At 71.2% G+C, this 23,991-nt stretch carries 20 protein-coding genes and 1 pseudogene; 11 read left to right on the plus strand and 10 right to left on the minus strand.

The window, feature by feature from the left end:
• Positions 1 to 28: 28 nt before the first annotated feature.
• The 3 genes from K9S39_RS16190 (at position 29) to K9S39_RS16200 (ending at position 5,529) form a co-directional block, all read left to right on the plus strand.
• Positions 29 to 2,461, plus strand: coding sequence for a ribonucleoside-diphosphate reductase subunit alpha (locus K9S39_RS16190; RefSeq protein ID WP_248864065.1), 2,433 nt, complete (start codon positions 29 to 31; stop codon positions 2,459 to 2,461).
• Complete coding sequence (locus K9S39_RS16195) at positions 2,461 to 3,516, plus strand: ribonucleotide-diphosphate reductase subunit beta (protein ID WP_248864066.1); 1,056 nt, start codon at positions 2,461 to 2,463, stop codon at positions 3,514 to 3,516. Before K9S39_RS16190 ends, K9S39_RS16195 begins: the two co-directional genes overlap by 1 nt.
• 87 nt (positions 3,517 to 3,603) lie before the next feature.
• Positions 3,604 to 5,529, plus strand: a complete 1,926-nt coding sequence (locus K9S39_RS16200; RefSeq protein ID WP_248864067.1) for a transglycosylase domain-containing protein — start codon at positions 3,604 to 3,606, stop codon at positions 5,527 to 5,529.
• A gap of 60 nt (positions 5,530 to 5,589) precedes the next feature.
• Here the strand turns inward: K9S39_RS16200 and def are convergent, their stop codons facing one another.
• From def to K9S39_RS16230, 6 genes and pseudogenes are all read right to left on the minus strand, one after another.
• Positions 5,590 to 6,234 carry a peptide deformylase gene (def, locus tag K9S39_RS16205; RefSeq protein WP_248864068.1) on the minus strand — a complete coding sequence of 215 codons (645 nt, stop codon included), beginning with the start codon at positions 6,232 to 6,234 and terminating at the stop codon, positions 5,590 to 5,592.
• A 182-nt stretch (positions 6,235 to 6,416) separates the two neighbouring features.
• Positions 6,417 to 7,415, minus strand: a complete 999-nt coding sequence (locus tag K9S39_RS16210) for a tetratricopeptide repeat protein (RefSeq protein ID WP_248864069.1) — start codon at positions 7,413 to 7,415, stop codon at positions 6,417 to 6,419.
• A 763-nt stretch (positions 7,416 to 8,178) separates the two neighbouring features.
• Positions 8,179 to 9,453: an HD-GYP domain-containing protein gene (locus K9S39_RS16215; protein WP_406708138.1), complete on the minus strand. Its 1,275-nt coding sequence runs from the start codon at positions 9,451 to 9,453 to the stop codon at positions 8,179 to 8,181.
• Positions 9,454 to 9,911: 458 nt separating this feature from the next.
• Positions 9,912 to 11,357 (minus strand): annotated as a pseudogene (locus tag K9S39_RS16220) (HD-GYP domain-containing protein); the annotation flags it as partial.
• A gap of 183 nt (positions 11,358 to 11,540) precedes the next feature.
• Positions 11,541 to 11,957 (minus strand): mycothiol system anti-sigma-R factor, encoded by a 417-nt coding sequence (rsrA, locus tag K9S39_RS16225; protein WP_248864071.1) that lies wholly within the window; start codon positions 11,955 to 11,957, stop codon positions 11,541 to 11,543.
• Entirely contained in the window at positions 11,954 to 12,658 is a 705-nt protein-coding gene (locus K9S39_RS16230; RefSeq protein ID WP_248864072.1) for a sigma-70 family RNA polymerase sigma factor, read from the minus strand. The genes rsrA and K9S39_RS16230 overlap by 4 nt, the downstream gene beginning before the upstream one ends.
• Before the next feature lie 312 nt (positions 12,659 to 12,970).
• On the opposite strand from K9S39_RS16230, the gene K9S39_RS16235 reads away from it, so the two are divergent.
• Entirely contained in the window at positions 12,971 to 13,564 is a 594-nt protein-coding gene (locus K9S39_RS16235; RefSeq protein WP_248864073.1) for a helix-turn-helix domain-containing protein, read from the plus strand.
• A 101-nt stretch (positions 13,565 to 13,665) separates the two neighbouring features.
• On the opposite strand, the gene K9S39_RS16240 is transcribed toward K9S39_RS16235, so the two are convergent.
• Both K9S39_RS16240 and K9S39_RS16245 read right to left on the minus strand, forming a co-directional pair.
• The gene (locus K9S39_RS16240; RefSeq protein ID WP_248864074.1) at positions 13,666 to 14,313 is read right to left on the minus strand and encodes an alpha/beta hydrolase family protein; all 648 of its coding nucleotides are present in this window, start codon (positions 14,311 to 14,313) and stop codon (positions 13,666 to 13,668) included.
• 199 nt (positions 14,314 to 14,512) lie between these two features.
• The gene (locus K9S39_RS16245; RefSeq protein WP_248864075.1) at positions 14,513 to 15,343 is read right to left on the minus strand and encodes an SOS response-associated peptidase; all 831 of its coding nucleotides are present in this window, start codon (positions 15,341 to 15,343) and stop codon (positions 14,513 to 14,515) included.
• Between the two features lie 44 nt (positions 15,344 to 15,387).
• On the opposite strand from K9S39_RS16245, the gene K9S39_RS16250 reads away from it, so the two are divergent.
• The 4 genes from K9S39_RS16250 to K9S39_RS16265 all read left to right on the plus strand — a co-directional run bounded on the left by K9S39_RS16250 (position 15,388) and on the right by K9S39_RS16265 (position 19,133).
• Positions 15,388 to 16,152, plus strand: a complete 765-nt coding sequence (locus K9S39_RS16250) for a M50 family metallopeptidase (RefSeq protein WP_248864076.1) — start codon at positions 15,388 to 15,390, stop codon at positions 16,150 to 16,152.
• Between the two features lie 149 nt (positions 16,153 to 16,301).
• Positions 16,302 to 17,666, plus strand: a complete 1,365-nt coding sequence (gene aroA / locus K9S39_RS16255) for a 3-phosphoshikimate 1-carboxyvinyltransferase (RefSeq protein WP_248864077.1) — start codon at positions 16,302 to 16,304, stop codon at positions 17,664 to 17,666.
• A 13-nt stretch (positions 17,667 to 17,679) separates the two neighbouring features.
• Positions 17,680 to 18,687, plus strand: coding sequence for a ribosome small subunit-dependent GTPase A (gene rsgA, locus K9S39_RS16260; RefSeq protein WP_248864078.1), 1,008 nt, complete (start codon positions 17,680 to 17,682; stop codon positions 18,685 to 18,687).
• A 122-nt stretch (positions 18,688 to 18,809) separates the two neighbouring features.
• Positions 18,810 to 19,133 (plus strand): DMT family transporter, encoded by a 324-nt coding sequence (locus K9S39_RS16265; protein ID WP_248868803.1) that lies wholly within the window; start codon positions 18,810 to 18,812, stop codon positions 19,131 to 19,133.
• Between the two features lie 253 nt (positions 19,134 to 19,386).
• On the opposite strand, the gene K9S39_RS16270 is transcribed toward K9S39_RS16265, so the two are convergent.
• Positions 19,387 to 20,163: a TetR/AcrR family transcriptional regulator gene (locus K9S39_RS16270; protein WP_248864079.1), complete on the minus strand. Its 777-nt coding sequence runs from the start codon at positions 20,161 to 20,163 to the stop codon at positions 19,387 to 19,389.
• Between the two features lie 188 nt (positions 20,164 to 20,351).
• On the opposite strand from K9S39_RS16270, the gene hisN reads away from it, so the two are divergent.
• Entirely contained in the window at positions 20,352 to 21,155 is an 804-nt protein-coding gene (hisN, locus tag K9S39_RS16275) for a histidinol-phosphatase (RefSeq protein ID WP_248864080.1), read from the plus strand.
• A gap of 175 nt (positions 21,156 to 21,330) precedes the next feature.
• A complete protein-coding gene (locus tag K9S39_RS16280) occupies positions 21,331 to 21,732 on the plus strand; it encodes a CBS domain-containing protein (RefSeq protein WP_248868804.1) in 402 nt (133 codons plus the stop codon).
• Positions 21,733 to 21,908: 176 nt separating this feature from the next.
• Here the strand turns inward: K9S39_RS16280 and K9S39_RS16285 are convergent, their stop codons facing one another.
• The gene (locus tag K9S39_RS16285; RefSeq protein ID WP_248864081.1) at positions 21,909 to 23,372 is read right to left on the minus strand and encodes a catalase; all 1,464 of its coding nucleotides are present in this window, start codon (positions 23,370 to 23,372) and stop codon (positions 21,909 to 21,911) included.
• Between the two features lie 157 nt (positions 23,373 to 23,529).
• Here K9S39_RS16285 and K9S39_RS16290 point away from each other — a divergent pair, with 157 nt between their 5' ends.
• Positions 23,530 to 23,949 (plus strand): Fur family transcriptional regulator, encoded by a 420-nt coding sequence (locus K9S39_RS16290; RefSeq protein WP_248864082.1) that lies wholly within the window; start codon positions 23,530 to 23,532, stop codon positions 23,947 to 23,949.
• Positions 23,950 to 23,991: the final 42 nt, after the last annotated feature.

Genomic DNA, 23,991 nt, shown 5'->3' on the forward strand with positions numbered 1-23,991 from the left:
GCCCCCGCCGAGTGAGGGAGAGCACCACGTGACCATCGCGCCAACGGAGCCCGCGTCAGACGCCGAGGTCGGACAGCCCGCGGTGGCCACCCAGCACCCCCGGGCCGGGCGGGCCGATGACAGGCACGACGGGCCGGGCACCGCCCTGCTGCGGACCCTGACCGAGCTGACCGAGGACCTGACCGCCACCGACCCCGGCAAGGTGGCCGCCGCCGCCCTGCGCGGCCGGCACCCGGGCGCAGACGAGGCCGAGTTGCGGTCGCTGGCCATCGACGCCGCGGCCGGTCTGATCGGTGACGAGCCGCAGTACTCCCAGCTCGCCGCGCGGCTGCTCACCCGCGCCATCGCGGAGGAAGCCGCAGGCCAGGGCGCCACCTCGTTCTCCGCCTCGGTCGCCACCGGCCATCGCGAGGGCCTGATCGCCGACCGGACCGCGGAGTTCGTACGGACCCACGCCGCCCGGCTGGACGGGCTCGTGCGGCAAGCCCTGGAGGAAGGCGCCGACGACCGGTTCGGGTACTTCGGGCTGCGCACCCTGCACTCCCGCTATCTGCTCCGGCACCCCACCACCCGTCAGGTCGTCGAGACCCCCCAGCACTTCCTGCTGCGGGTCGCCTGCGGCCTGGCCGAGGACCACTCCGAGCGGGCGCTGGCGGACGTCGCCGAGCTCTACCGGCTGACCAGCACCCTCTCCTACCTCCCCTCCTCCCCCACGCTCTTCAACTCCGGCACCCGCCACCCCCAGATGTCGTCCTGCTATCTGCTGGACTCCCCGCTGGACGAGCTCGACTCGATCTATGACCGATACCACCAGGTCGCCCGGCTCTCCAAGCACGCCGGCGGCATCGGTCTCTCCTACTCCCGGATCCGCGCACGGGGATCGCTGATCCGGGGCACCAACGGTCACTCCAACGGCATCGTGCCGTTCCTGCGCACCCTGGACGCCTCCGTCGCGGCGGTGAACCAGGGCGGCCGCCGCAAGGGCGCGGCCTGTGTCTACCTGGAGACCTGGCACGCCGACATCGAGGAGTTCCTGGAGCTGCGCGACAACACCGGTGAGGAGGCCCGCCGTACGCACAACCTCAACATCGCGCACTGGATCCCGGACGAGTTCATGCGCCGGGTGGAGGCGGACGCCGACTGGTCGCTGTTCTCGCCGTCCGACGCGCCGGAGCTGGTGGACCTGTGGGGCGAGGAGTTCGACGCCGCCTACCGCAATGCCGAGGCGGAGGGCCGGGCGCTCAAGCAGATCCCGGCCCGGCTGCTGTACTCCCGCATGATGCGCACCCTGGCGCAGACCGGAAACGGCTGGATGACGTTCAAGGACGCCGCCAACCGCACCGCCAACCAGACCGCCGAGCCCGGCAGGGTCGTGCACTCGTCCAACCTGTGCACGGAGATCCTGGAGGTGACGGACGACGGGGAGACCGCGGTCTGCAACCTGGGGTCGGTCAACCTCGCCGCTCACCTCGGCGAAGACGGTGAGATGGACTGGCAGAAGCTGGACGCCACCGTCCGCACCGCCGTCACCTTCCTCGACCGCGTCGTGGACATCAACTTCTACCCGACCGAGCAGGCCGCGGCCTCCAACTCCCGCTGGCGCCCGGTCGGTCTGGGCCTGATGGGCCTGCAGGACGTCTTCTTCCGGCTGCGGCTGCCGTTCGACTCGCCCGAGGCGCGGGAGCTGTCGACCCGGATCTCCGAGCGGATCATGCTCGCCGCCTACGAGGCGTCGGCCGACCTCGCGGAACGGCATGGCCCGCATCCGGCCTGGTCCGCGACCCGTACCGCGCGCGGGGTGCTGCACCCCGACCACTACCCGGACGCCGAGCCGCGCTGGGCGGACCGCTGGGCGGCGCTGCGCAGCCGTATCGCGGCGACCGGGATGCGTAACTCGCTCCTCCTGGCCATCGCGCCGACCGCCACCATCGCCTCCATCGCGGGCGTGTACGAGTGCATCGAGCCACAGGTCTCCAACCTGTTCAAGCGTGAGACGCTGTCCGGCGAGTTCCTGCAGGTCAACGCGTATCTGATCGAGGAGCTCAAGGAGCTGGGGATGTGGGACGCGCGGACCCGTGACGCGCTGCGCGAGGCCAACGGCTCGGTCCAGGAGCTCGGCTGGATCCCCGAGGACGTTCGCGCCCGCTACCGCACCGCCTGGGAGATCCCGCAGCGCGCGCTGATCGACATGGCCGCGGCCCGTACGCCCTACCTCGACCAGAGCCAGTCGCTGAACCTCTTCCTGGCGTCGCCGACCATCGGCAAGCTCAGCTCGATGTACGCGTACGCCTGGAAGCACGGCATCAAGACGACGTACTACCTGCGGTCGCGTCCGGCGACGCGGATCGCCCAGTCGGCGCGCGCCGCCACCACCACCGCCCCCGTACCGCAGCAGGCCACCGACCCCGAAGCGGTCGCCTGCTCCCTGGAAAACCCCGAGTCCTGCGAGGCCTGCCAGTAATGACCACCGCACCTGAGAAGAACGCTTCCGCCACACACACCGCCACCACGGGCAACAGGAATCTGCTCGACCCCGGTTTCGAGCTGACCCTGCGCCCGATGCGGTACCCGGCGTTCTACGACCGCTACCGCGACGCGATCAAGAACACCTGGACCGTCGAGGAGGTCGATCTCCACTCCGACGTCGCCGACCTGGCCAAACTCTCCCCGGGTGAGCAGCACCTCATCGGCCGCCTGGTCGCCTTCTTCGCGACCGGCGACTCGATCGTCGCCAACAACCTGGTCCTGACCCTCTACAAGCACATCAACTCCCCCGAAGCGCGGCTGTATCTGTCGCGGCAGCTCTTCGAGGAGGCCGTGCACGTCCAGTTCTATCTGACGCTGCTGGACACCTATCTGCCCGACCCGGACGACCGCGCGGCCGCCTTCGCCGCCGTGGAGAACATCCCGTCCATCCGGGAGAAGGCCCGGTTCTGCTTCACATGGATGGACTCGGTCGAGTCGATCGACCGGCTGGAGACCAAGGCCGACCGCCGCCGGTTCCTGCTCAATCTCATCTGCTTCGCGGCCTGCATCGAGGGGCTGTTCTTCTACGGGGCGTTCGCCTACGTCTACTGGTTCCGCTCGCGCGGGCTGCTGCACGGCCTGGCGACCGGCACCAACTGGGTGTTCCGCGACGAGACGATGCATATGAACTTCGCGTTCGAGGTCGTGGACACCGTCCGCTCCGAGGAGCCGGACCTCTTCGACGACGAGCTCCAGCAGCAGGTCACCGACATGCTCGAGGAGGCCGTCGAGGCGGAGCTGCAGTTCGGCCGCGATCTGTGCGGTGACGGGCTGCCGGGCATGAACACCGAGTCGATGCGCGAGTACCTCCAGTGCGTCGCCGACCAGCGGCTCCGGCGGCTGGGCTTCGCGCCCGTCTACGGCTCGGAGAACCCCTTCTCCTTCATGGAGCTGCAGAACGTCCAGGAGCTGACCAACTTCTTCGAGCGACGGGCCTCGGCCTACCAGGTCGCCGTCGAGGGCTCGGTCTCGTTCGACGACGACTTCTAGACACACACCCCGGACGGGGCTCCCGTGGATTATGAGCGTTGTGTTAACACGTCAACCGGGAGCCTCGTCCGCCACATCTACCTGAGCATGAAGGGCACGAAGGGGCGTCGCCGGTTCATCGACTATCCGCGCCGGGGACGGGAGGGCTGGCGGCGCTGGCTGCCGTCGTGGAGGCTGCTGCTGGCCACGGTCGGACTCGGCATCGCCGGCCTCGCGGGGCTGTTCGTCCTCGTCTACATCAATGTCGACATCCCGACCGAGAACGCCCTCGCCGAAAAGGAAGCCACCGTCTATTACTGGGCGGACGGCAGCCAGATGGTGAGCGTCGGCGACGTCAACCGGCAGAACATCTCCCTGGACAAGGTGCCGGACTCCGTCGAGAACGCCGTGATCTCGGCGGAGAACGCCAGTTTCTACAGCGATTCCGGCGTCTCCTTCCAGGGCATTGCCCGCGCCGTGGTGAACATGGTCTCCGGCGAGGACGCCCAGGGCGGCTCCACCATCACCCAGCAGTATGTGAAGAACACCTATCTCTCGCAGGACCAGACGGTCACCCGCAAGGTCAAGGAGTTCGTCATCGCGCTGAAGGTGAACCACCAGCAGTCCAAGCGGGACATTCTGCGCGGCTATCTCAACACCAGCTGGTTCGGTCGCGGTTCGTACGGAATCCAGGCGGCCGCCCACGCGTATTACGGCATCGACGCGGAGCAGCTGAACCCCAGCCAGGGGGCGCTGCTGGCCGCCACGCTGAAGGGCTCGGAACAGTACGATCCGGGGTTGAGCAAGGCCAATCACGAGCGGGCCGTGGCCCGCTGGAAATGGATACTCGACCGGCAGGTCGCCACCGGCCACATGAGCCCGCGGGAACGGGAAAAGTACCGGAAGTTCCCCGAGCCCCGGCCGCTTGAGAAGCCCACCAGCCAGGCCGGCCAGATCGGCTATCTCGTCGATATCGCCAACAAGTTCATCAGGAGCGCCACCGGTCTGACCGACAAGGATCTGGCACGCGGCGGCTATCGCATTCACACCACCTTCGACAAACAGCGCACGCGCCGGCTGGAAAAGGCGGTCAACGAAATCAGCAAGAAGAACATCGACCCGAAGAAGAACCCTGCCGACACCTATGTGCAGTTCGGCGCGGCCTCCGTACGCCCCAAGGACGGCGCGGTCCTGGCGATTTACGGCGGCACGGACGCGACCAAGCACTTCAGAAACAACGCGGACACCACCGCCGTGCCGGCCGGATCGGCGTTCAAGCCGTTCGTTCTCGCCGCCGCTCTCCAGCAGCAGTACGAAGCCCCCGAGGCGCTGCCGCAGCAGGAGGCGTTCTGGGAGCGCGATTTCAGGGAACTGAGCGCGGCCCTGATGAACGCCAACAGCCCGCCGTTCGTACGGGCCGGGCAGCGCATCGGGCTGGAGACCATCCGGGATCTGGTGGTGGACGCGGGGCTGCACGAGGAGAGCCTGGCGCAGCTGGAGCAGACCTTCCCGCTCGGCACCTCGGCGCCCAGCGCGATCCGGTTGGCGAGCGCGTACACCACCTTCGCCAATGACGGGCTGCACGCCGCCCCGTACGCGGTGTCCCGTATGTCCTACAACAAGAAGCCGGTTTCCGGCTTCGACCGCGCGGAGCCCGAGGAGGTGCTCACTCCCGAAGTCGCGCAGCGGGTCACCGGAACCCTGGAGGGCCTGGGCTGGCGCACGCTGGGGGCCCCGGACCAGCAGCCCCCGTTGCGGCCCGTCGCGGCCGGTGTCACGGAGCCCAGCGACCGGAAGAAGTCGGCGTGGTTCATCGGCACCACCGTGTCCGGGCCCGGCACCGCACCCGGCATCCGCCCGGACCGTGCGCCGGGTGCCGGTGACGGCAGCGAACCGACCACCGCCATCACCATGTTCCGCAACAAGGCGGGAGAGCCCGAACTCCTGCCCATGAACGGCGTCGGCGGCCCCGATTCCGGGCTCGGTACCGCCATCCCGCCGAAGATCTGGACCGCCTACCAGAACGGGACATAACGCCGTGCGGGCACCCGGGGACCGCGCCCCGGGTGCCCACACGGTCGGAGCGACGGGCGCTCAGTCGTTGGCGACGACGGGATAGCGCGGCTCCTGCTCGGCCATCTGCTTCAGCGCGTTCTTGCGGTCGCGCTTCGAGAGCCGGTCGATGTAGAGGTAGCCGTAGAGGTGATCGGTCTCGTGCTGCAGGCAGCGCGCGAAGTAACCGGTGCCCTCGACCGCGATCGGCGCGCCCTTGGCGTCCTGGCCGCGCACCACGGCATAGTCCGGACGGGCCAGCTCCGCATACGCTCCGGGCACCGAGAGGCAGCCCTCGTTGGAGTCGTCCAGCACCCGGCGCTCGGCCGGCAGCTCGTCCAGGACGGGGTTGCAGACGGCACCGACGTGCCGTACGCCGGAGTCGTCCAGGCAGTCGTAGACGAAGACCTTCAGATCCACCCCGATCTGGTTCGCGGCCAGGCCCACGCCCTCGGCGGTGCGCTGGCTGGCGAACATGTCGTCGATCAGCTGGGCGAGCTCGTCGCCGAACTCCGTGACGTCCTTGCACTCCTTGTGGAGCACCGGATTGCCGACCACGGTGATCGGCCGCGAGGTGCCGCGCTCGCGGTGGGCGGCCTCCCGCTGCGCCGCATCCGTCGTGTCGTCGATGAACTCGTCGTCCACGCGCTGCTCACCGTCTTGATCAAACACAGGCTGCTGGGCCATTGTCCGCCGTTCGCCTTCCTAAAAGCCTGAAACCCTGATTAGTCGCCCTACAGACTACGGGGGCGCGGAAGGGAACGTCCTGGAGCCCTTCAGGCCCGCCCCTGCGGACGAACCGGGGGCAGCGGACCTGCCCGTCTCAGCGGACGCATCCCAGCGGACCTGCCCGTCTCAGCCGACCTGTCTCAGCAGACCTCTTCAAGATCCCGCCATTCCCGGGTGTCCGGGCTGTCCGCGACCCAGCCGTCCAGCAGCCCGCGCACCAGGGCGGCGGGCGCCGCGATCCCGCATTCCCGCTCCGGCACCCACAGGGAGCCCGAACCGGCGGTGCGGTGCCCGAGCGGCCCGGGATGACCGGGCTCACTGTGATCGTGCGGGTCCAGATGCTCACCGTCGCCCTCGTCGCTGGGCATCCTGCTCTCCGAGCAGGTGCGGCACAGCAGCCGCACGGACGACGACCAGTCCTCGGCGGCGAAGCCCGCATCGGCCGCCAGCCGCTCCAGGGCGTCCCTGTCGGCCTCTGCGGCGGCCTCCAGGAGCACCACCCAGGTGGGGACCGGGGAAGGCGCCCACATCTCGATCTCGTCGAACACGGGGTACGCCCGGACGGTGCCGTCGCCGGCGGTGATGGTCCGCTCGCCGTGCGGGACGCCGTCGTGCAGCACCACCTCGCCCCAGCGCCGCCCGGAGGACGGCAGCGGGATGGACAGCACCTCGATACGGGCCGGGTCCAGCCTGCGGCCCCAGACCACCTCGGCCTCGCCCTCGGGCGACAGCCGGACGGCGGCGCTGCCCAGGGCCATCCCGGACGGCTCACCGGACGGCGAGCCCTCTCCGGGGACCTTGAGACCGTACGCCTGCCAGGCGCGGCGGGCCAGCGGCCAGTCCTGCAGGGCGGTGGCGGCGATCCCGACGTTCCACCAGTCGGGCGCCCCGGTCTCGCGGTCCAGCAGGGCCACCGCGCGCAGCCCGGCGGCCCGCGCCTGCTCCCAGTCGTGCCGGAACTTGTGCAGCAGCGCGAGATTGAACCAGGACTCCGAGAGCCACGGCTCCATGTCGGCGGCGCGGGTCAGCAGCGCGCCCGCGTCCTCGTAACGGCCGTCGCCGATCAGCGTGAAAGCGCGGTCGGTCGCCTGCCGCCACGAGGCGGAGGGCCGGTGCCGTACCTTGCCGAAGATCCTCACGATTCCCGCCTGCTGGTTGCTCTTGATGCCGCTCCGGATAGGTCCCGGGCGGCGCCCGGGGCCGTCTGGGGGCCCACTCGACAACCTGCCACAGATTGCCGTGGGACTCAGCCCGATAGCTGCGCCCCCTTGCCGGCTCCCTGCCCTTCGCCGACCCCCTGAATCCCCCTGAGAGGGGCTTCTCTTCGCATCCAACCATGCCCATCTCGGAGGGCGCTCATTACCCATGGGTTCCACGACGTTGGGCGGGCCCCGGCCGCTCTACGAAGGGGATCGGGGCCTTTGTCGCACCACCCCACCACGACCGCCCGGCCCCCTCCTGGGGCCGCTCCCGGACCTACCCGCCCGTAGACGCTGCGGCGCACGACAGAAACCGACAGAAAACAGCAGGCATCGCTCCGGTTCCGCGTCCCGCGAACACACGCGATACCGGGCTTCCCCGGGGCCGACCGTACGGAACACACCCATACGGGATCACGCTCTTACCGGACGCGTTTTTACGGGTCCCGCTGTTACGGATACGGGTGTTACGGGTGATGCGTTGTGGGTGATGCGTTATGGGTGACGCTGCTGCGCACCCCGCTTTGCGGATCGCGATTCTTCGCAGATCACGGTGCTTTGCGGAGCACGGTGCTTTGCGGAGCACGGTGCTTTGCGGAGCACAGTTCGCCACGCGTCACGATCTTCTCCGCATCACATTCCTCTCCACATCACGTGCCTCTACGGATCGGATACCGAGCTTCCACGGATCACGGATACGGAGTCATCCCGTCCGGCCGTTGCGCGCCAGCACCCGGGCGAGCGCCTCCACGACCCCTGGCTCGTGGTCCTGCGCGGTGGACAGCCGCAGCCGCTCCAGGGCACGCAGCGGCCCCCCGGTTCCGGCGGACTCCCCCGCCAAGTCGTCGTAGGCGTTGACGGTACGGACGATACGTGCCGTGACCGGCTGGTCCCGGAACGGATCCGCCTGCCGCTCGACGATCACCGCGACCTCCGCCGGAACCCCGGTCTGCCGCACAACGGCCCCGCCCAGCAGGGCGATCCGGCGCTGTTCCGCGGGCGGCAGCGGTGCGGTCGCACCGGCCGGCACCGGGTCGAGGAGCGAGAGCTGTCCGATGTCGTGCATAAGCGCGGCGTATTCGAGAACGTCCAGGTCCAGTTCGTTCAGACCCAGTTCGCGTCCTACCGCCCGGCTGAGCGCGGCCACGCGGCGTGCATGACCGTGCGGTGTGTAGCCGGCGATCTCGGTGGCGCGGGCGAGAGAGGCGATCGTCTGGTGGTAGGTGGTCCGTACGTCGGCGAACCGGCGGAAGGCGAACTGGGTCAGCAGCAGCGGCAGACAGAAGACCGGCAGCGCCCAGAGCCCGACGACCGCGGTGGCGAGCGAGATGACCACTCCGGTGGCGCAGACCGCCGAGCCGATGCCGAGCAGCGCCCGCAACTCGTCGCGCAGCAACGGCCCGTAGGGCCAGCCGGTGCGGGCGCGGGCGAGCGCGGCGGCCAGGACCGCGTCGCACAGCGCGGTGAGCGCCAACAGCCCGACCAGGAAGAGCGGATGGGCCGGGCCGTCCGCCGGCCGGGCCACCAACGTCCCGGTGCTGTGCAGGGGTTGGAAGCAGACGGCGGCGAAGCCGACGGTCAGCAGGCGGCGGGCGAGATGATCGAGGGCCGGGCCCCGGCCGAGCGCGATCCGCGGGACCAGCCCCACCAGGCCGGCGGCCAGGACGACCGCCAGGACCTGCGGCACTCCGTGCGTCGTCGGCCGCCCGCCGACCTCGCCGAGCAATGCGTACGCGAGCGCGCCGGCCGCGCCGAGCGGTGCGCTCTCCCGCTCCCTGGCCGCCCGGCCGGGCCCGCCCGTGCGCGCGGGCGCCCAGCGCGTCAGCTCGCCCACCGCGATCAGCACGCCGAAGCCCAGCGCGGTCCCGCGCTCGGCCACGCCGTCCCACAGCGTCCGGCCGAGCCCCCACCAGGCCAGGGCGGCGGCCGCGGCATAGACGCCGACAACGACGGCGCTCGCGCGCCGGGACGGGGGCAGGACCGCCGGGGAGGCGCCAACGGCCGAGGGCACGGGCCGGGAGGCGCCGGGCCGGGAGGCGACGGGCCGGGAGGCGACGGGCCGGGAGGCGACGGCCCCAAGGCCGGTGCCCCGGACCCCCGCGCGCCCGCCGTCCAGCAACCACCCGCCATCCGTCGGCCGCCCGCCGTCCAGCAACCGTCCCTCATCCGACAGCCGCCCACTCCCCCGCGGCCGCCCGCCGCGCGGCGCCTCCGGGCCGCCGCTCACCCTTCACCGTCCCGGCCGCCCCACCGGGGCCGCCCGGCCGGTCCGTACGCGCCGGGCGGCCCGGTCGCGCCGGTCACTCCGGTCGGCTGGAGGGCCTGCTCCCCACCCGTCACCCGACCACCACCCCCCATCGACGCTCCCCCGGACTCCGTCCGGGGGGACCTCCATCGCGCGGCTGCTTGCCCCGTCGCCCGGCCACCACCCCTGATGGACGGGCCGGCGACCGGTACCTCTGCCGCGCCGGCCGCCCGCCGCGCACCCGCCGGCACCCCCGCCGCCCCGTCCGGCCCGGGAGGCGGGACGTTTCCGCGCCCGTCCGCCACGTCCGGGGCCACCGTGTCCAGGTCTGCCGCCGTCACCGGATCCGGCTGCCAGCCGTACCGCGCAAGCGCCGCCACCAGCGCCCGCACCATCCGCGGGTCGAACTGCGCACCGGCGCAGTTCCGCAGCTCCGCGACGGCCGCGGACACCGGCCGAGCCCGCCGGTAGGAGCGTGTGGAGGTCATCGCGTCAAAGGCGTCCGCGACCGCCACCACCCGTGCGCATTCCGGGATGTGGCGCCCCACCAGGCCGTACGGGTAGCCGCGCCCGTCGATCCGCTCGTGGTGGTGCAGGATCGCGGCGCGCGCCTCGCCGAGGAACCCGATGCCCCGCACGATCTCGTGCCCGTACTCGGGATGCAGCTCGATGACGCGGCGCTCCTCCGGGGTCAGCGGGCCGTCCTTGCGCAACAGCCGGGTGGGGACGCCGAGTTTGCCGACGTCGTGCAGGATGCCCGCGAACCGCAGCACCTCCACCCGGTCCTCCGGCATGCCCAGTTCGCGGGCGATCATCACCGAGGCGCGGCCGACCCGCTCGCTGTGCCCGCGGGTGTAGCGGTCCTTGATGTCCACGGCCTGGACGAGCGCGCGGATGGTGGCCTGATGGGCGGCGCGTTCGCGGTGGTACTGGGCGAAGACCCAGCAGGAGAGATACATGGGCAGCAGGACGAGCAGCGCCGCGAAGGGCCCGTACGAACTGCGCCACAGCACCGCCATCATCAGCCCGGCGAGCCCGTGCACCAGATACGGCGCCAGCGAGCGGGTCAGCAGTCCCCGCCAGGCGGTGCGCGCCGGGTGTCGCTCGGCGGCCACGCGCACCCCGCCGTCCAATGCCGCGAGCACGACGCAGGAGGTTCCGGCGGCGACGGTGGCCCCCAGCAGCAGGACGGGAAATCGTGGTGCGGCCAGGGAGTGGCTGACCAGCGCCCGGAAGACGTGGGAGGCCGCGCAGCAGGCCAGCGCCAGCTCGGCCGCGTGCCAGATCTTGCGGGCGCCGGCCGAGCGCGGCTCGGCCCGTGCGAGCAGCGCGCCGGGGACGGCGGTCAGCGCGGCCAGCGGCGGCGGCAGAAGAAAGGATCCGGCAAGGAGAACGGGGCTTGCCCACCCGGAGGGAAGCCCCCCGGGTCTCGCGAAGGACGCCATGCCGAACGGGACCCGGCCGCCCAACAGCGTGCAGCGGCGGAGGCGTTCGCACAGTCCGTAGAGAGTGGCGAGGGCCAGGGCGCTGGTCCAGGGGGCGCCGGCACCGAGCCGCACCGCGGGGGCCACACACAGCGCGGCCGCCAGGACAGCGCATCCGATACACCCTCGCGCGGCCGCCGGAAGTCCCCGCATCACGCCCTCCTCACCAAGCCCACTGCTCTCCCCGCGCTCTTAGGGAGCGGGGACCCCCATCGCGCCGCGTCGAGACGCGGTGGGTTCGGTGAGAATAGAGGGGCCGGGACGCCGGAGAGGGCGCATCAGCGCATCGGGCGGGGCCTATCGCCCCGCCCTCACCCCTTAGGGTGATGAATTTCCTTATTCGGCCCGCGTGCTCTCGGACCGTGCATCGGCGGAGCCGGCCTCGGGCGAACACGGCCCGGTGTCCTCCGACTCGGCGCCCGCGGCCTTCGCCGCCTGCTGCCGCTGTGCCTGCTCGTGCCGGGCCTGTTCGAGCACGCTGACCTCGGGCACCTCTTCCCCGGCCCGGATCAGGTCGATCCGGCCCATGACCTTGGAGCGCAGATCACTGGGGACGTCGTCATGGCCGCAACAGCGCTTGACGAGCTTCTTGACGGCCTGCTCCAGGCCGTACTTCTCCAGGCACGGCGAGCACTCTTCGAGATGCACCTGGAATTCCGCGCACTCCCCGGCGGGCATTTCCCGGTCGAGATACTCGTAGAGGTGGTCAAGGACCTCTGAGCAGTCCTTCTCGTGCGGCTCTCCGCAGCTCATGATCCCGAACCTTTCCGGTCGTGCGACCCCGGCGTCTGCGTGGGCTGCGCATCGGCGGCCGACGCTCCCGCCGGGACCAGCCCGCGCTCACGGGCGTAATCCTCCAGCATGCCGCGCAGTTGGCGCCGACCGCGGTGCAGACGGGACATCACCGTGCCGATGGGTGTCCCCATGATGTCCGCGATCTCCTTGTAGGCAAAGCCCTCGACATCCGCGAGATAGACGGCGATTCGGAACTCCTCCGGGATCGCCTGGAGCGCGGCCTTCACATCCGAGTCGGGCAGGTGGTCGAGCGCCTGCGACTCGGCGGAGCGCAGCCCGGTCGACATATGCGACTCGGCACGCGCGAGCTGCCAGTCCTCGATCTCGTCGGCCGCACTGCGCTGCGGTTCACGCTGCTTCTTGCGGTAGGAGTTGATGAAGGTGTTGGTCAGGATGCGGTACAGCCACGCCTTGAGGTTGGTTCCCTCACGGAACTGGTGAAAGGACGCGTACGCCTTCGCGTACGTCTCCTGCACGAGGTCCTCCGCGTCGGCCGGATTGCGCGTCATGCGCAGCGCGGCGGAGTACACCTGGTCCAGGAAGGTGAGCGCGTCACGCTCGAAGCGCGCGTTGCGTTCGACGGCGCTCTCCTTCCGGCCCGCGGTCTGATCCCCAGCCGTGCCGTCGGTCCCTGCGTCGGTCCCAGTGACCGGACCCACCTCCTCCAACACCGTGACGGATCCGGATGCGGACCCCCTCGATTCGGAGAATAGACGACGATCCGGTGCCGCCGCCGCTCCAGCCATGGCGGGCTGCGTCCCCTGCATCTGCGACCACTGCAGGTCAGCGGCCGGGCGGGCGGGGCAGGCGATTCCCATGCTGGGGTCTCCCATTCCTCGTGCTGCGCTGGTTCTCTGGCTTCCTACGCTCACACAACAGCCGCATCCCGCAGGTCATTCCCGGTCCGGCGGAACTTTCCTCGGGCGCCTCGCCGATTTGACAAAACGCATTGCCGCTTCGGCAATGTAGGGATGGACGACGACGCGTACGGACGGGTCCTCGCGGATGTGGGGCCGCGGCTGCGGCGGCTGCGGCAGGAGCGCGGGGTGACGCTGGCCGCGCTCTCGAAGGCGACCGGCATCTCGGTGAGCACCCTGTCACGGCTGGAGTCCGGCGGCCGCAAGGCCACCCTGGAACTGCTGCTGCCGCTGGCCCAGGCCCATCAGGTGCCGCTGGACGAGCTGGTGGGCGCACCGGAGGTCGGCGATCCGCGGGTGCGGGCGGTGCCGCAGAAACGCCCCCATATGACGGTGGTGCCGCTGACCCGCCAGCCAGGCGCTCTCCAGGCGTACAAGCTCGTCATGGAACCGGTGAAAGGCCCGCGCGAGCAGCGTACGCACGAGGGCTACGAGTGGATGTACGTCCTGTCCGGGCGGCTGCGGCTGCTGCTGGCCGACCGGGATGTGGAGCTGCGGGCCGGGGAGGCGGCGGAGTTCGACACCCGGCTGCCGCACTGGTTCGGTCCCGCGGGCGACGAACCGGTCGAGTTGCTGAGCCTCTTCGGGAGGCAGGGCGAGCGGATACACATCCGCGCCCGGCCGCGCGGACGGTCGGCCGGCGCGTAGCGCCGTCTTCGAGGGCGGAGGTCGGACTGGGGGGTACCTCCCAGCGGTGGCTGGGGGAGGGCGGGCGGACTGACCGCGGCGGCCGGTGACCGTCGGGCTCCTCAGTCGAACATCCCGTCCAGCCAGGCCAGCACCGCGTCCGTGACCGTCGCCATCGACTCCGCCTCGCCGACGCCCGCCGACTTCGGCACCGCGAAACCGTGGTCCCCATGAGCCACCTCGGCCAGCTCCGTCCCCGGAGGGAACTCCTCGGGCCGGCCGAACGGATCCCGCGCGCCCTGGACGACCAGCGTCGGCACCCCTGCGCCGGTCAGCTCGTCCACCCGGGACCGCTCCGGCTTGCCCGGCGGGTGCAGCGGAAAGCTGAGCGCCAGCACGGCGTACGCGCCCAGCTCGCGCGCCGTACGGCAGGCCACCCGGGCGCCCGCGCTCCGGCCGCCCGCGACCACCGGGAGGCCCGGCTTCGCCAGCGCGGGCCACAGCGCCGTCCACGCGGTGTCCAGTGTCTTCGGCGCGGGCGCCACCTTCCTGCCGGCCACCCGCCACGGCTGCTCGACCAGCGCCACGGTGTACCCGCGGGACGGCAGCGCGGCCGCCAGCGCCTGCAGGTCACGCGCCCCGATCCCGCCGCCGGCCCCGTGGCCGAGGCCCACCACCGCCCGGACCGGCTCCGGATCGCGGTACCAGATGATCCGCGCGTCGCCGGCCGGCGTCCCGACCATCTCGCTCTCGTTCGCCTTCGCGCTCATGCCGACCCCTCGCTTCGCTCGGCCTCGCAGGCGCGAGGCGCGCACCCCTCGATCATTCTCCCCCAGTCTCCGACCGGGGGACCCCCACGCCGCGCTCGCTCACGCGTCATCCTGCCCGCACCCAGGCCACCGGGGCACGGCAGCACGCCAGGGCGGCCGCCCGCCCGTCGCCCCTGTTGGAGGGGCTGCGCCTCGCCCCTCAGAACAGGGTGCCGACCTCCGGCTCCGCCAGTTCCTCCAGCAGTTCGGGCCCGTTGTTGCGGACGTTGCTGACGGCCGTCGGGACGGGATAGGCCCGCATCAGCCCGGCCGGCGGCGGGGCCAGCAGCTCGCGCAGGGCGTCCGGGGCGGTGTGGGACGGGTCGAGCCAGGCGTCCCAGCGGTCCGGCGGCAGCACCAGCGGCATCCGGGGGTGGATGTCGGAGAGGGACTGCGGCCCCTCGCCCCCGGTGGCGCCGGCCAGCGGTGCGGTCTCCGCCTCCGTCGTCACCACGGTGCAGGTCACCCACCACGCCAGCGGGTGGTCACCGGGCAGCGTCCGGTCCCGCCAGAACTCGTACAGCCCGGCCATCGCCATCACGGACCCGTCGGCGGGCGTCACGAAATACGGCTGCTTACGGGGCCGCTTCTTACGGCCCTGCTCCTCCAGCTGCCGCTCCCCGGCCCCGGTGACCCACTCGAAATAGCCGTCCCCAGGGAGCAGACACCGGCGGGCCGTGAACGCCTGCCGGAAGGACGGCTTCTCGTGCACCGTCTCGGCCCGGGCGTTGATCATCTTCGCGGCGGCGTCGGGTGATTTCGACCACGACGGGACCAGGCCCCACTTCAGCGTCCGCAGCTGGCGCACCGGGCCGGGCGGGAAATCGGCGGCCGCCGCGCCCTTGAGGGGACGTTCGAGCACCGCGTGCACGTTGTCCGTGGGAGCCACGTTCCAGCTGGGTGCCAGGGTCTCCTTCGGCTCCCACTGCTGGACGTCGAAGATCCCCACCAGGTCCTCGGGCCGACGACTCGCTGCATACCTACCGCACATGCATGCCACACTGCCATGCCACACGAAGGGGAGACGCGGAGACTATGGACACCGACCACATCGCCGACGTATGGAGCCGGGTCTTCGGGACCCAGCCCGATCCGTCGTTCTGGCTGGTGATCGCCACCGGGGTGCTCGCACTGGGCACCGTCGTCCCGCGCACCGCGTGGCGGCTGTCGCGGAACGCCGTCACCATCGCGCACGAGGGCGGCCACGGGCTGGTCGCGCTGGTCACCGGCCGCCGCCTGGAGGGCATACGGCTGCACTCGGACACGTCGGGGCTGACCGTCTCCCGGGGCAAACCGACCGGGCCCGGCATGGTGCTGACCGCCGCGGCCGGCTACACGGCGCCGTCCCTGCTGGGCCTCGCGGGCGCCGCGCTGCTGGCCTCGGGGCACATCACAGCCCTGCTCTGGGGCGCCACCGCGCTGCTCCTCGCGATGCTGGTCATGATCCGCAATGCCTACGGGGTGCTCACCGTCGTCCTGTCCGGTGCCGTCTTCTTCCTCGTCTCCTGGCTGACGACACCGGAGGTGCAGGCCGCGTTCGCGTATGCGGTGGTGTGGTTCCTGCTGCTGGGCGGCGTCCGGCCGCCGTTCGAGCTGGTGGGGAAGCGGCGAAGGGCTCGCGCCGCATCAGCGGCTCCTTCAGGGGTGGTGGCCTGGCGACGGGCGGGGACGGCCGGGGACTCCGACCCGGACCAGCTGGCCCGCCTCACCAACGTCCCGGCGGCCATCTGGCTCGGCCTGTTCCACGTGGTGACGCTGTGCTCGCTGATCGGCGGCGGGCAGTGGCTGCTCGGCCTCTGACACCCGGTCCCGTCGTACCCGGCTGCCGCGGCGTAGCGCTTCCCTCGACACGCGGGCGCACTACCAGTGTCATGTTTCGTCCACGTTGCTTGACCTTGCGCCGCTTTTGATCAAGATCGGCACCCTTGCCCAGCCATTAAAGTAAGGGCATGACCGAGAGCCCCGCACTTCCCGCCCTGTGGCCCGCCCCCCTCGCCCCCGGGGCGGTCGATGCGACCGTCACCGTGCCCGGCTCGAAATCGGTCACCAACCGTGGACTGGTCCTGGCCGCCCTCTCCTCCGAGCCCGGCTGGCTGCGCCGCCCGCTGCGCTCCCGCGACACGCTCCTGATGGCCGAGGCGCTGCGCACCATGGGCGTCGGCATCGAGGAGACCGCCTCCTCCAGCTCCGCGGGTGCCGTGGGGCAGGCCGGCGGCGGTGAAGCCTGGCGGGTGATCCCCGCCGGACTGCACGGCCCGGCCACCGTCGACGTCGGCAACGCCGGCACGGTCATGCGCTTCCTCCCCCCGGTCGCGGCCCTCGCCGCCGGCCCGATCCGCTTCGACGGCGACCCGCGCTCCTACGAGCGCCCGCTCGACGGCGTCATCGAGGCGCTGCGCGCGCTCGGCGCCCGGATCGACGACGACGGCCGCGGCTCCCTGCCGATGACGGTGCACGGCGGCGGCGCCCTGGACGGCGGCCCGGTCGAGATCGACGCCTCCTCGTCCTCCCAGTTCGTCAGCGCCCTGCTGCTGTCCGCGCCCCGCTTCAACCAGGGCGTGGAGGTACGGCACGTCGGCGCGGCGCTGCCGTCGATGCCCCACATCCGGATGACCGTCGACATGCTGCGCAGCGTCGGCGCCCAGGTGGACACGCCCGAGGCCGGCGGCGAGCCGAACGTCTGGCGGGTCACCCCGGGCGCCCTGCTGGGCCGCGATCTGATCGTCGAGCCCGATCTGTCCAACGCCCAGCCGTTCCTGGCCGCGGCGCTGGTCACCGGCGGCCGGGTCACCATCCCGGACTGGCCCGAGCACACCACCCAGCCCGGTGACGCGCTGCGCGAGATCTTCACCACCATGGGCGGTTCCTGCGAGCTCACCGACCAGGGCCTGACGTTCACCGGCAGCGGCCGTATCCACGGCATCGACGTCGACCTGGGCGAGGTCGGCGAGCTGACCCCGGGCATCGCCGCCGCCGCCGCCCTCGCCGACTCCCCGTCCACGCTCCGCGGCGTCGCCCACCTGCGGCTGCACGAGACCGACCGGCTGGCCGCGCTCACCAAGGAGCTCAACGAACTCGGCGGCGACGTCACCGAGACCGCGGACGGTCTGCACATCCGGCCGCGCGCGCTGCACGGCGGTGTCTTCCACACCTACGACGACCACCGGCTGGCCACCGCCGCGGCGGTCATCGGCCTCGCCGTGCCGGGCGTGGAGGTGGAGAACGTCGCCACCACGGGCAAGACGCTGCCCGACTTCCCCGCGATGTGGACGCGGATGCTCGACCCGGCGGCCGCACCCGCCCGGAGAGCGTGAGGGGTACGCCTCCATGCGCCGCTACGGCAAGAACCCCGACGAGGACGACATCCGTGTCCGCCCCAACCCCAAGGGCAACCGCCCCCGCACCCACATCCGCCCCAAGCACGAGGGGGCCGGCGCGGGCCTGGTCCTGACCGTCGACCGCGGCCGCCTGACCTGCCTGGTCGAGGGCCGCACGATCACCGCGATGAAGGCCCGCGAACTGGGCCGCAAGAGCGCGGTGGTGGGCGACCGGGTCGCCGTCGTCGGCGATCTGTCCGGCGCCAAGGACACCCTCGCCCGGATAGTCCGGGTCGAGCCGCGCACCTCGACGCTGCGCCGCACGGCCGACGACGACGACCCGTACGAGCGGGTCGTGGTCGCCAACGCCGACCAGCTCGCGATCGTCACCGCCCTCGCCGACCCCGAGCCGCGCCCACGGCTGATCGACCGCTGTCTGGTCGCCGCGTACGACGCCGGCCTGGACCCGCTGCTCGTCCTGACGAAGTCCGACCTGGCACCCGCGGACGCTTTGTTGGAGTCCTACGGCACGCTGGGCGTCCCGTATGTCGTCACCAACCGCGACGAGCTGGTCGACGGCAGTGCCGCGGAACATGTCAGGGAACACCTGACGGGCCGCATGACGGCCTTCGTCGGGCACTCCGGCGTGGGCAAGACGACCCTGGTCAACGCCCTGGTCCCGGATCGCCGCCGGGCCACCGGGCACGTCAACGCGGTCACCGGCCGCGGCCGCCACACCACGACCTCGGCCCTGGCCCTCCCCCTCCCCCAGGACTCGGGCTGGGTCATCGACACCCCGGGCGTCCGGTCCTTCGGGCTGCACCACGTCGACCCGTCGCGCGTGATCCACGCCTTCCCCGATCTGGAACCGGGCACCGCCGGCTGCCCGCGCGCCTGCAGCCACGACGAACCGGACTGCGGCCTGGACGCCTGGGTGGCCGACGGGCACGCCGACCCGGCCCGTCTCTATTCACTGCGCCGCCTGCTGGCCACCCGGGAGCGACGCGAGGGCGACTGATCGCGGCAAATTCGCTGCCGTCCGTCCGGGGGAACTGCATAATCACATCAAGGCCGGCGCCGTGGTCACCCTGACCGGTTTCGCCGGAACGGGGACACGGGCGGAGGCAGAACGAAATGGCGATGGCATGGCTGCTGGTCGTCGTGGCCGGGCTCCTGGAGACCGGCTTCGCGGTCAGCCTCAAGCTCTCGCACGGCTTCACCCGGCTCTTCCCCACCATCGCCTTCGCCGCCTTCGCCCTGGGCAGTTTCGGCCTGCTGACGCTGGCACTGCGCCGGCTCGACGTCGGCCCGGCGTACGCGGTCTGGACCGGCCTCGGCGCGGCCGGCACGGCGATCTACGGCATGGTCTTCCTGGGCGACGTGGTCTCCACCCTGAAGCTGGTCTCCATCACCCTGGTCATCGTCGGCGTCATCGGTCTACAGCTGTCGGGCTCGGGGCACTGAGAGAGGTTCTCGGGCCGCCCCTGACAGGGGCTGGAGGGCGGCTCCTGAAGAGCGCTTCCTCCGGAGGGCGGCAGCTCTCTCCGTCTCGTCCCCGTCTTTCTCCGACTTGTCGCCGGCTCTCCTCTGCCCTTCTCCGTCTTGCCTCCGCCCCTCGCCGTGTTCCTCTCCCCCGCCACGGGAATACCCCCCGCCCCGCCGCGTTGTGGCCTGCAAGGGGCGCGCGCAACCCTTAAGGGGCACCCCTAAGGGCCCGTCAACCACCCGCCCCCGCCCGCCTCGTGACGCCGTAACGGCCCCTCCACCCCCACCCCCGCCCGCTCCCCAGCCGCGCGAACGCACCCCGTACGAGCCGGGACACCACCTCCGTCTCGGCCTCGCACCTCGGCTCGGCGGACGCCGGTATGTGCCCCGGTGCGGGCGCCGTCTCCGGAGCGGCCGGGGCGACCACACACGACAGGGTCAGCCGCGCCGCGGTCTCGCAGGCGGCGCCGAGGGCGGGCAGCTCCTCCTCGGGCCAGTCCGGCTCCAGCGCCGCCACCGCCCGGTCGCAGAACTGGCCGACCAGCTCGGCGGGCCCCGGCAGCGGCCCCTCGCCGGGCGACGCGGCACGCTGCCCGGGGACGCCCGGACGCGCGGCCCGTATGGGGACCGATTCCGCCGACACCTCGGGCAGCGCCGGCAGCCGGTCGTTCCAGCAGCCGGTCAGCGCGGCCCGGACCAGCGGGTTGGTGCGCGCCGTACGCAGTGTCCAGGCGGCCGCGGCCACCACCCGGCCCGCCGCGTCGTCGTGCGGCCCGGCGGCCACGGTGCCCTCCTGGGTCAGGACCCGGTCGACACCCGCCAGGTAGTTGTCGGTCTCCCGGCGTACGAGGGCGCGGGCCAGCCCCTCCTTGCTGCCGAACTCGTTGTAGAGGGTCTGCCGGGAGACCCCGGCCGCCGACGCGACATCGACCATTCTGACGGCCGGCCACGCCCGGGTCGTCAGCGCCGACATAGCGGCATCCAGCAGGGACTCACGCGCTGCTGACATCCGTCGCCTCCCGGGCCGGCCGGCGCCCATATGGCCGGAGTGCGCACAGAATTGATGTGGCGCCAGACACTGTCAAGAGGCACTGCGCTGCGGGCCGCGAAGCGGCCACTCGCCGGCCGGCGGGTGTCACACGTCCGGCCGGGCATGCCCAGGTGGCTCCCGCGTATACCAGTAGATACTGTTCGCACATGCCCGACTATCACGATGATCTCCGCCTCGGCCATGTCCTCGCGGACGCCGCGGACGCCGCGACCATGGACCGGTTCAAGGCGCTCGACCTCAAGGTCGAGACCAAACCGGACATGACACCGGTCAGCGAGGCGGACAAGGCCGCGGAGGAACTGATCCGTGGCCATCTGCAGCGCGCCCGGCCACGGGACGCGGTGCTCGGCGAGGAGTTCGGCAGCGAGGGGGCCGGGCCACGCCGCTGGATCATCGACCCGATCGACGGCACGAAGAACTATGTCCGCGGAGTGCCGGTCTGGGCGACGCTGATCGCCCTGATGGAGCGCGGCGAGGGCGGCGACCGCCCGGTGGTCGGCATCGTCTCCGCACCCGCGCTCAACCGCCGCTGGTGGGCCGCCGAGGGCCTGGGGGCCTTCACCGGACGCAGCCTGACCTCCGCGACCCGTCTGCATGTCTCGAAGATCGGCCGCGTCCAGGACGCGTCGTTCGCATACTCCTCGCTGACCGGCTGGGAGGAGCGCGGCAAGCTGCCCGGTTTCCTCGATCTGACCCGGGACTGCTGGCGTACCCGGGCCTATGGCGACTTCTGGCCGTACATGATGGTCGCCGAGGGGTCGGTGGACATCTGCGCGGAGCCGGAGCTCTCGCTGTGGGACATGGCGGCCTGCGCGGTCGTCGTCCAGGAGGCCGGCGGACAGTTCTCCGGGCTGGACGGTAAGCCGGGCCCGCACAGCGGCAACGCCGCGGCGTCCAACGGTCTGCTGCACGAGGATCTGCTGAGTTACGTGGGCGACGACCGGCGCTGACCTGCGAGGGACGGCCGCGGACCGGCTGAGGGACGGCCGTCTCCCCCAACGCTCCGGCGCCTGCCCCTTGTTTGCACCGGCGGAGGCATGTGAACATGAGAATCCGCCAGTTTGTGAACTTGTGAATTCCTTCGCAAGTTCACATTCCTCAAGGAGGTGGCTCCACTCCATGCCCATGTACGTCCGAGACGCCATGAGCACGGTGGTCCTCACCATCGGGCCCGCTCACACCCTCCGCCAAGCGGCCCGGCTGATGTCGGCACGCCGGGTCGGCGCGGCCGTTGTCCTCGACGGGGACACCAGCGGCATCGGCATCCTCACCGAACGCGACATCCTCAACTCCCTCGGCGCGGGCGAGAACCCCGACCGGGAGATCGCACAGGCCCACACCACCTCGGACGTGGTCTTCGCCGCTCCGGACTGGACCCTGGACGAGGCCGCGGAAACCATGGTGCACGGCGGTTTCCGCCATCTGATAGTGCTGGACGACCGCGAACCGCTGGGCATCGTCTCGGTCCGCGACATACTCCACTGCTGGTCGCGGGCCACCGCACGGACCGACGCCGTACCGGCCTGAGACGGACACCGACCACCTGCCCGAAGAGGCCGGAGCCCACTGGCATCCGGCCTCTTCGGTATGTACGGCAAGCGACAATTGAGCAACCCCTACGGCGAGCAACCACGACCGCGAGAGCGATGGGGGCCGCCCCGCGCCTTGAGCGTGGGGCGGTTCAGCCGCACAGGGCTCCTCTCTCAGCCGCGCAGGGCCTGGACCGCGGCTTCGAGCCGCTTGCCGTAGTCCGCGTCCGCCTTGCGGAAGTTCTCTATCGCGCGCTGCGCTATGTCGTCGCGGGAGACCTGGGCGATAAAGCCCGCCAGGTTGTTGATCAGGCGTTCCTTCTCGTCGTCGGACATCAGGCGGTAGAGGTTGCCGGCCTGCACGAAGTCGTCGTCCTCGGCGTGCGAGGGGGCGGTGTGCCCTCCGGTCGGGCCGGTGACCGGGACGGGCTGCCACAGCGGGCGGGCGGTCTCGACGGGGCCGCCGAAGCTGTTCGGCTCGTAGTTCTTCGCGCCCTTGTGACGGCCGTCGTACATGACGCCGTCACGGCCGTGGGTGCGCGCCTCGGTGGCGTGCGGGCGGTTGACCGGCAGGTGGTCGGCGTTGATGCCGACGCGGTAGCGGTGCGCGTCGCCGTACGCGAAGAGACGGCCCTGGAGCATCTTGTCGGGGGACGGGCCGATGCCCGGCACGAAGTGGTGCGGGGAGAAGACCGACTGCTCGACCTCGGCGAAGATGTTCTCCGGGTTGCGGTTGAGCTCCAGCCTGCCGATCTCGATCGGCGGGTAGTCCTCATGCGGCCAGACCTTGGTCAGGTCGAACGGGTTGAAGCGGTAGTCGGCCGCCTCGTCCACCGGCATGATCTGCACCTGGACCGTCCAGCTCGGGAAGTCCCCGCGCTCGATCGATTCGCGCAGGTCGCGCTGGTGGGAGTCGGGGTCCTCACCGGCGAGCCGGTCGGCCTCGGCCTGGGTGAGGCTCTTGATGCCCTGGTCGGTCTTGAAGTGGTACTTGACCCAGAAGACCTCGCCCGCGGCGTTGTTCCACTGGAAGGTGTGCGAGCCGTAGCCGTTCATGTGGCGGTACGAGGCGGGGATGCCGCGGTCGCCGAACAGCCAGGTCACCTGGTGGGTGGACTCGGGCGAGAGGCCCCAGAAGTCCCAGACGTTGTCGGCCTCTTGGGAGCCGGTGTACGGGTCGCGCTTCTGGGTGTGGATGAAGTCGGGGAACTTGATCGCGTCCTTGATGAAGAAGACGGGGGTGTTGTTCCCGACGAGGTCGTAATTCCCCTCCTCCGTATAGAACTTCAGCGCGAAGCCGCGCGGGTCACGCACCGCGTCGGCCGAGCCGAGGTTGCCCGCGACGGTCGAGAAGCGGAGGAACGTCTCGGTCTGCTTGCCGATCTCCGAGAGGAACTTCGCGCGGGTGTACTTGGTCACATCCGCGGTGACCGTGAACGTGCCGTACGCGCCGGCGCCGCGGGCGTGCACGATGCGCTCCGGGATGCGCTCGCGGTTGAAGTGCGCGAGCTTCTCGATGAGCAGCTGGTCCTGGATCAGCCCGGGACCGCCGATGCCGGCCGACTCGCTGTTCTGGTTGTCCGCGACCGGTGCTCCGGCCTCCGTGGTCAGCGGTCCGGTGGTGCTCTCTACCGACACGTGCGCCTCCTGAAGTCTTTTCCCTGCCCTGGCTCAACGCCGAACACGATCCTACATTAGACATTGTCTAAGTCAAGAAGGGTCCGAAACTCATACCCGATCCGGCAGTGGACCGGTCACTGCTACCCTGGTGGCATCTGACTGATAGGTGAATGGCATGAGTGACCTGCTTGAACGGCTCCGGGGACGCGGCTGGCGGCTGACCGCACAGCGACGCGTCGTCGCCGAGGTCCTCGACGGGGACCACGTCCACTACACCGCCGACGAAGTGCACGCGCGGGCCGCCGAGCGGCTCCCCGAGATCTCCCGCGCCACCGTCTACAACACCCTCGGCGAGCTGGTCTCGCTCGGTGAGGTCATCGAGGTGAGCACGGACGGCCGGGCGAAGCGCTACGACCCGAACGCCCACCACGACCACCAGCACCTGGTCTGCTCGCGGTGCGGCACGATCCGCGATGTCCACCTGCAGGGTGACCCGCTCTCCGCGCTGCCCGAGCCGGAACGTTACGGCTTCCAGGTCTCCGAGGTCACCGTCACCTACCGGGGCATCTGCCCCACGTGCAGCGCCGACTCCTGACGCACCCGGGAGCGGGCCCTTCTCCGGGCGCCGCCCCCACCG

The sequence above is a fragment of the Streptomyces halobius genome (assembly GCF_023277745.1).
Classification (GTDB): domain Bacteria; phylum Actinomycetota; class Actinomycetes; order Streptomycetales; family Streptomycetaceae; genus Streptomyces; species Streptomyces halobius.

Excerpts from the sequence above, each read along its gene's own strand:
- K9S39_RS16195 (WP_248864066.1), top strand. The coding sequence starts at position 2,461 with ATGACCACCGCACCTGAGAAGAACGCTTCCGCCACACACACCGCCACC.
- K9S39_RS16200 (WP_248864067.1), top strand. The coding sequence starts at position 3,604 with ATGAAGGGCACGAAGGGGCGTCGCCGGTTCATCGACTATCCGCGCCGG.
- def (WP_248864068.1), bottom strand. The coding sequence starts at position 6,234 with ATGGCCCAGCAGCCTGTGTTTGATCAAGACGGTGAGCAGCGCGTGGAC.
- rsrA (WP_248864071.1), bottom strand. The coding sequence starts at position 11,957 with ATGAGCTGCGGAGAGCCGCACGAGAAGGACTGCTCAGAGGTCCTTGAC.
- K9S39_RS16235 (WP_248864073.1), top strand. The coding sequence starts at position 12,971 with ATGGACGACGACGCGTACGGACGGGTCCTCGCGGATGTGGGGCCGCGG.
- K9S39_RS16240 (WP_248864074.1), bottom strand. The coding sequence starts at position 14,313 with ATGAGCGCGAAGGCGAACGAGAGCGAGATGGTCGGGACGCCGGCCGGC.
- K9S39_RS16245 (WP_248864075.1), bottom strand. The coding sequence starts at position 15,343 with ATGTGCGGTAGGTATGCAGCGAGTCGTCGGCCCGAGGACCTGGTGGGG.
- K9S39_RS16250 (WP_248864076.1), top strand. The coding sequence starts at position 15,388 with ATGGACACCGACCACATCGCCGACGTATGGAGCCGGGTCTTCGGGACC.
- aroA (WP_248864077.1), top strand. The coding sequence starts at position 16,302 with ATGACCGAGAGCCCCGCACTTCCCGCCCTGTGGCCCGCCCCCCTCGCC.
- rsgA (WP_248864078.1), top strand. The coding sequence starts at position 17,680 with ATGCGCCGCTACGGCAAGAACCCCGACGAGGACGACATCCGTGTCCGC.
- K9S39_RS16265 (WP_248868803.1), top strand. The coding sequence starts at position 18,810 with ATGGCATGGCTGCTGGTCGTCGTGGCCGGGCTCCTGGAGACCGGCTTC.
- K9S39_RS16270 (WP_248864079.1), bottom strand. The coding sequence starts at position 20,163 with ATGTCAGCAGCGCGTGAGTCCCTGCTGGATGCCGCTATGTCGGCGCTG.
- hisN (WP_248864080.1), top strand. The coding sequence starts at position 20,352 with ATGCCCGACTATCACGATGATCTCCGCCTCGGCCATGTCCTCGCGGAC.
- K9S39_RS16280 (WP_248868804.1), top strand. The coding sequence starts at position 21,331 with ATGTACGTCCGAGACGCCATGAGCACGGTGGTCCTCACCATCGGGCCC.
- K9S39_RS16290 (WP_248864082.1), top strand. The coding sequence starts at position 23,530 with ATGAGTGACCTGCTTGAACGGCTCCGGGGACGCGGCTGGCGGCTGACC.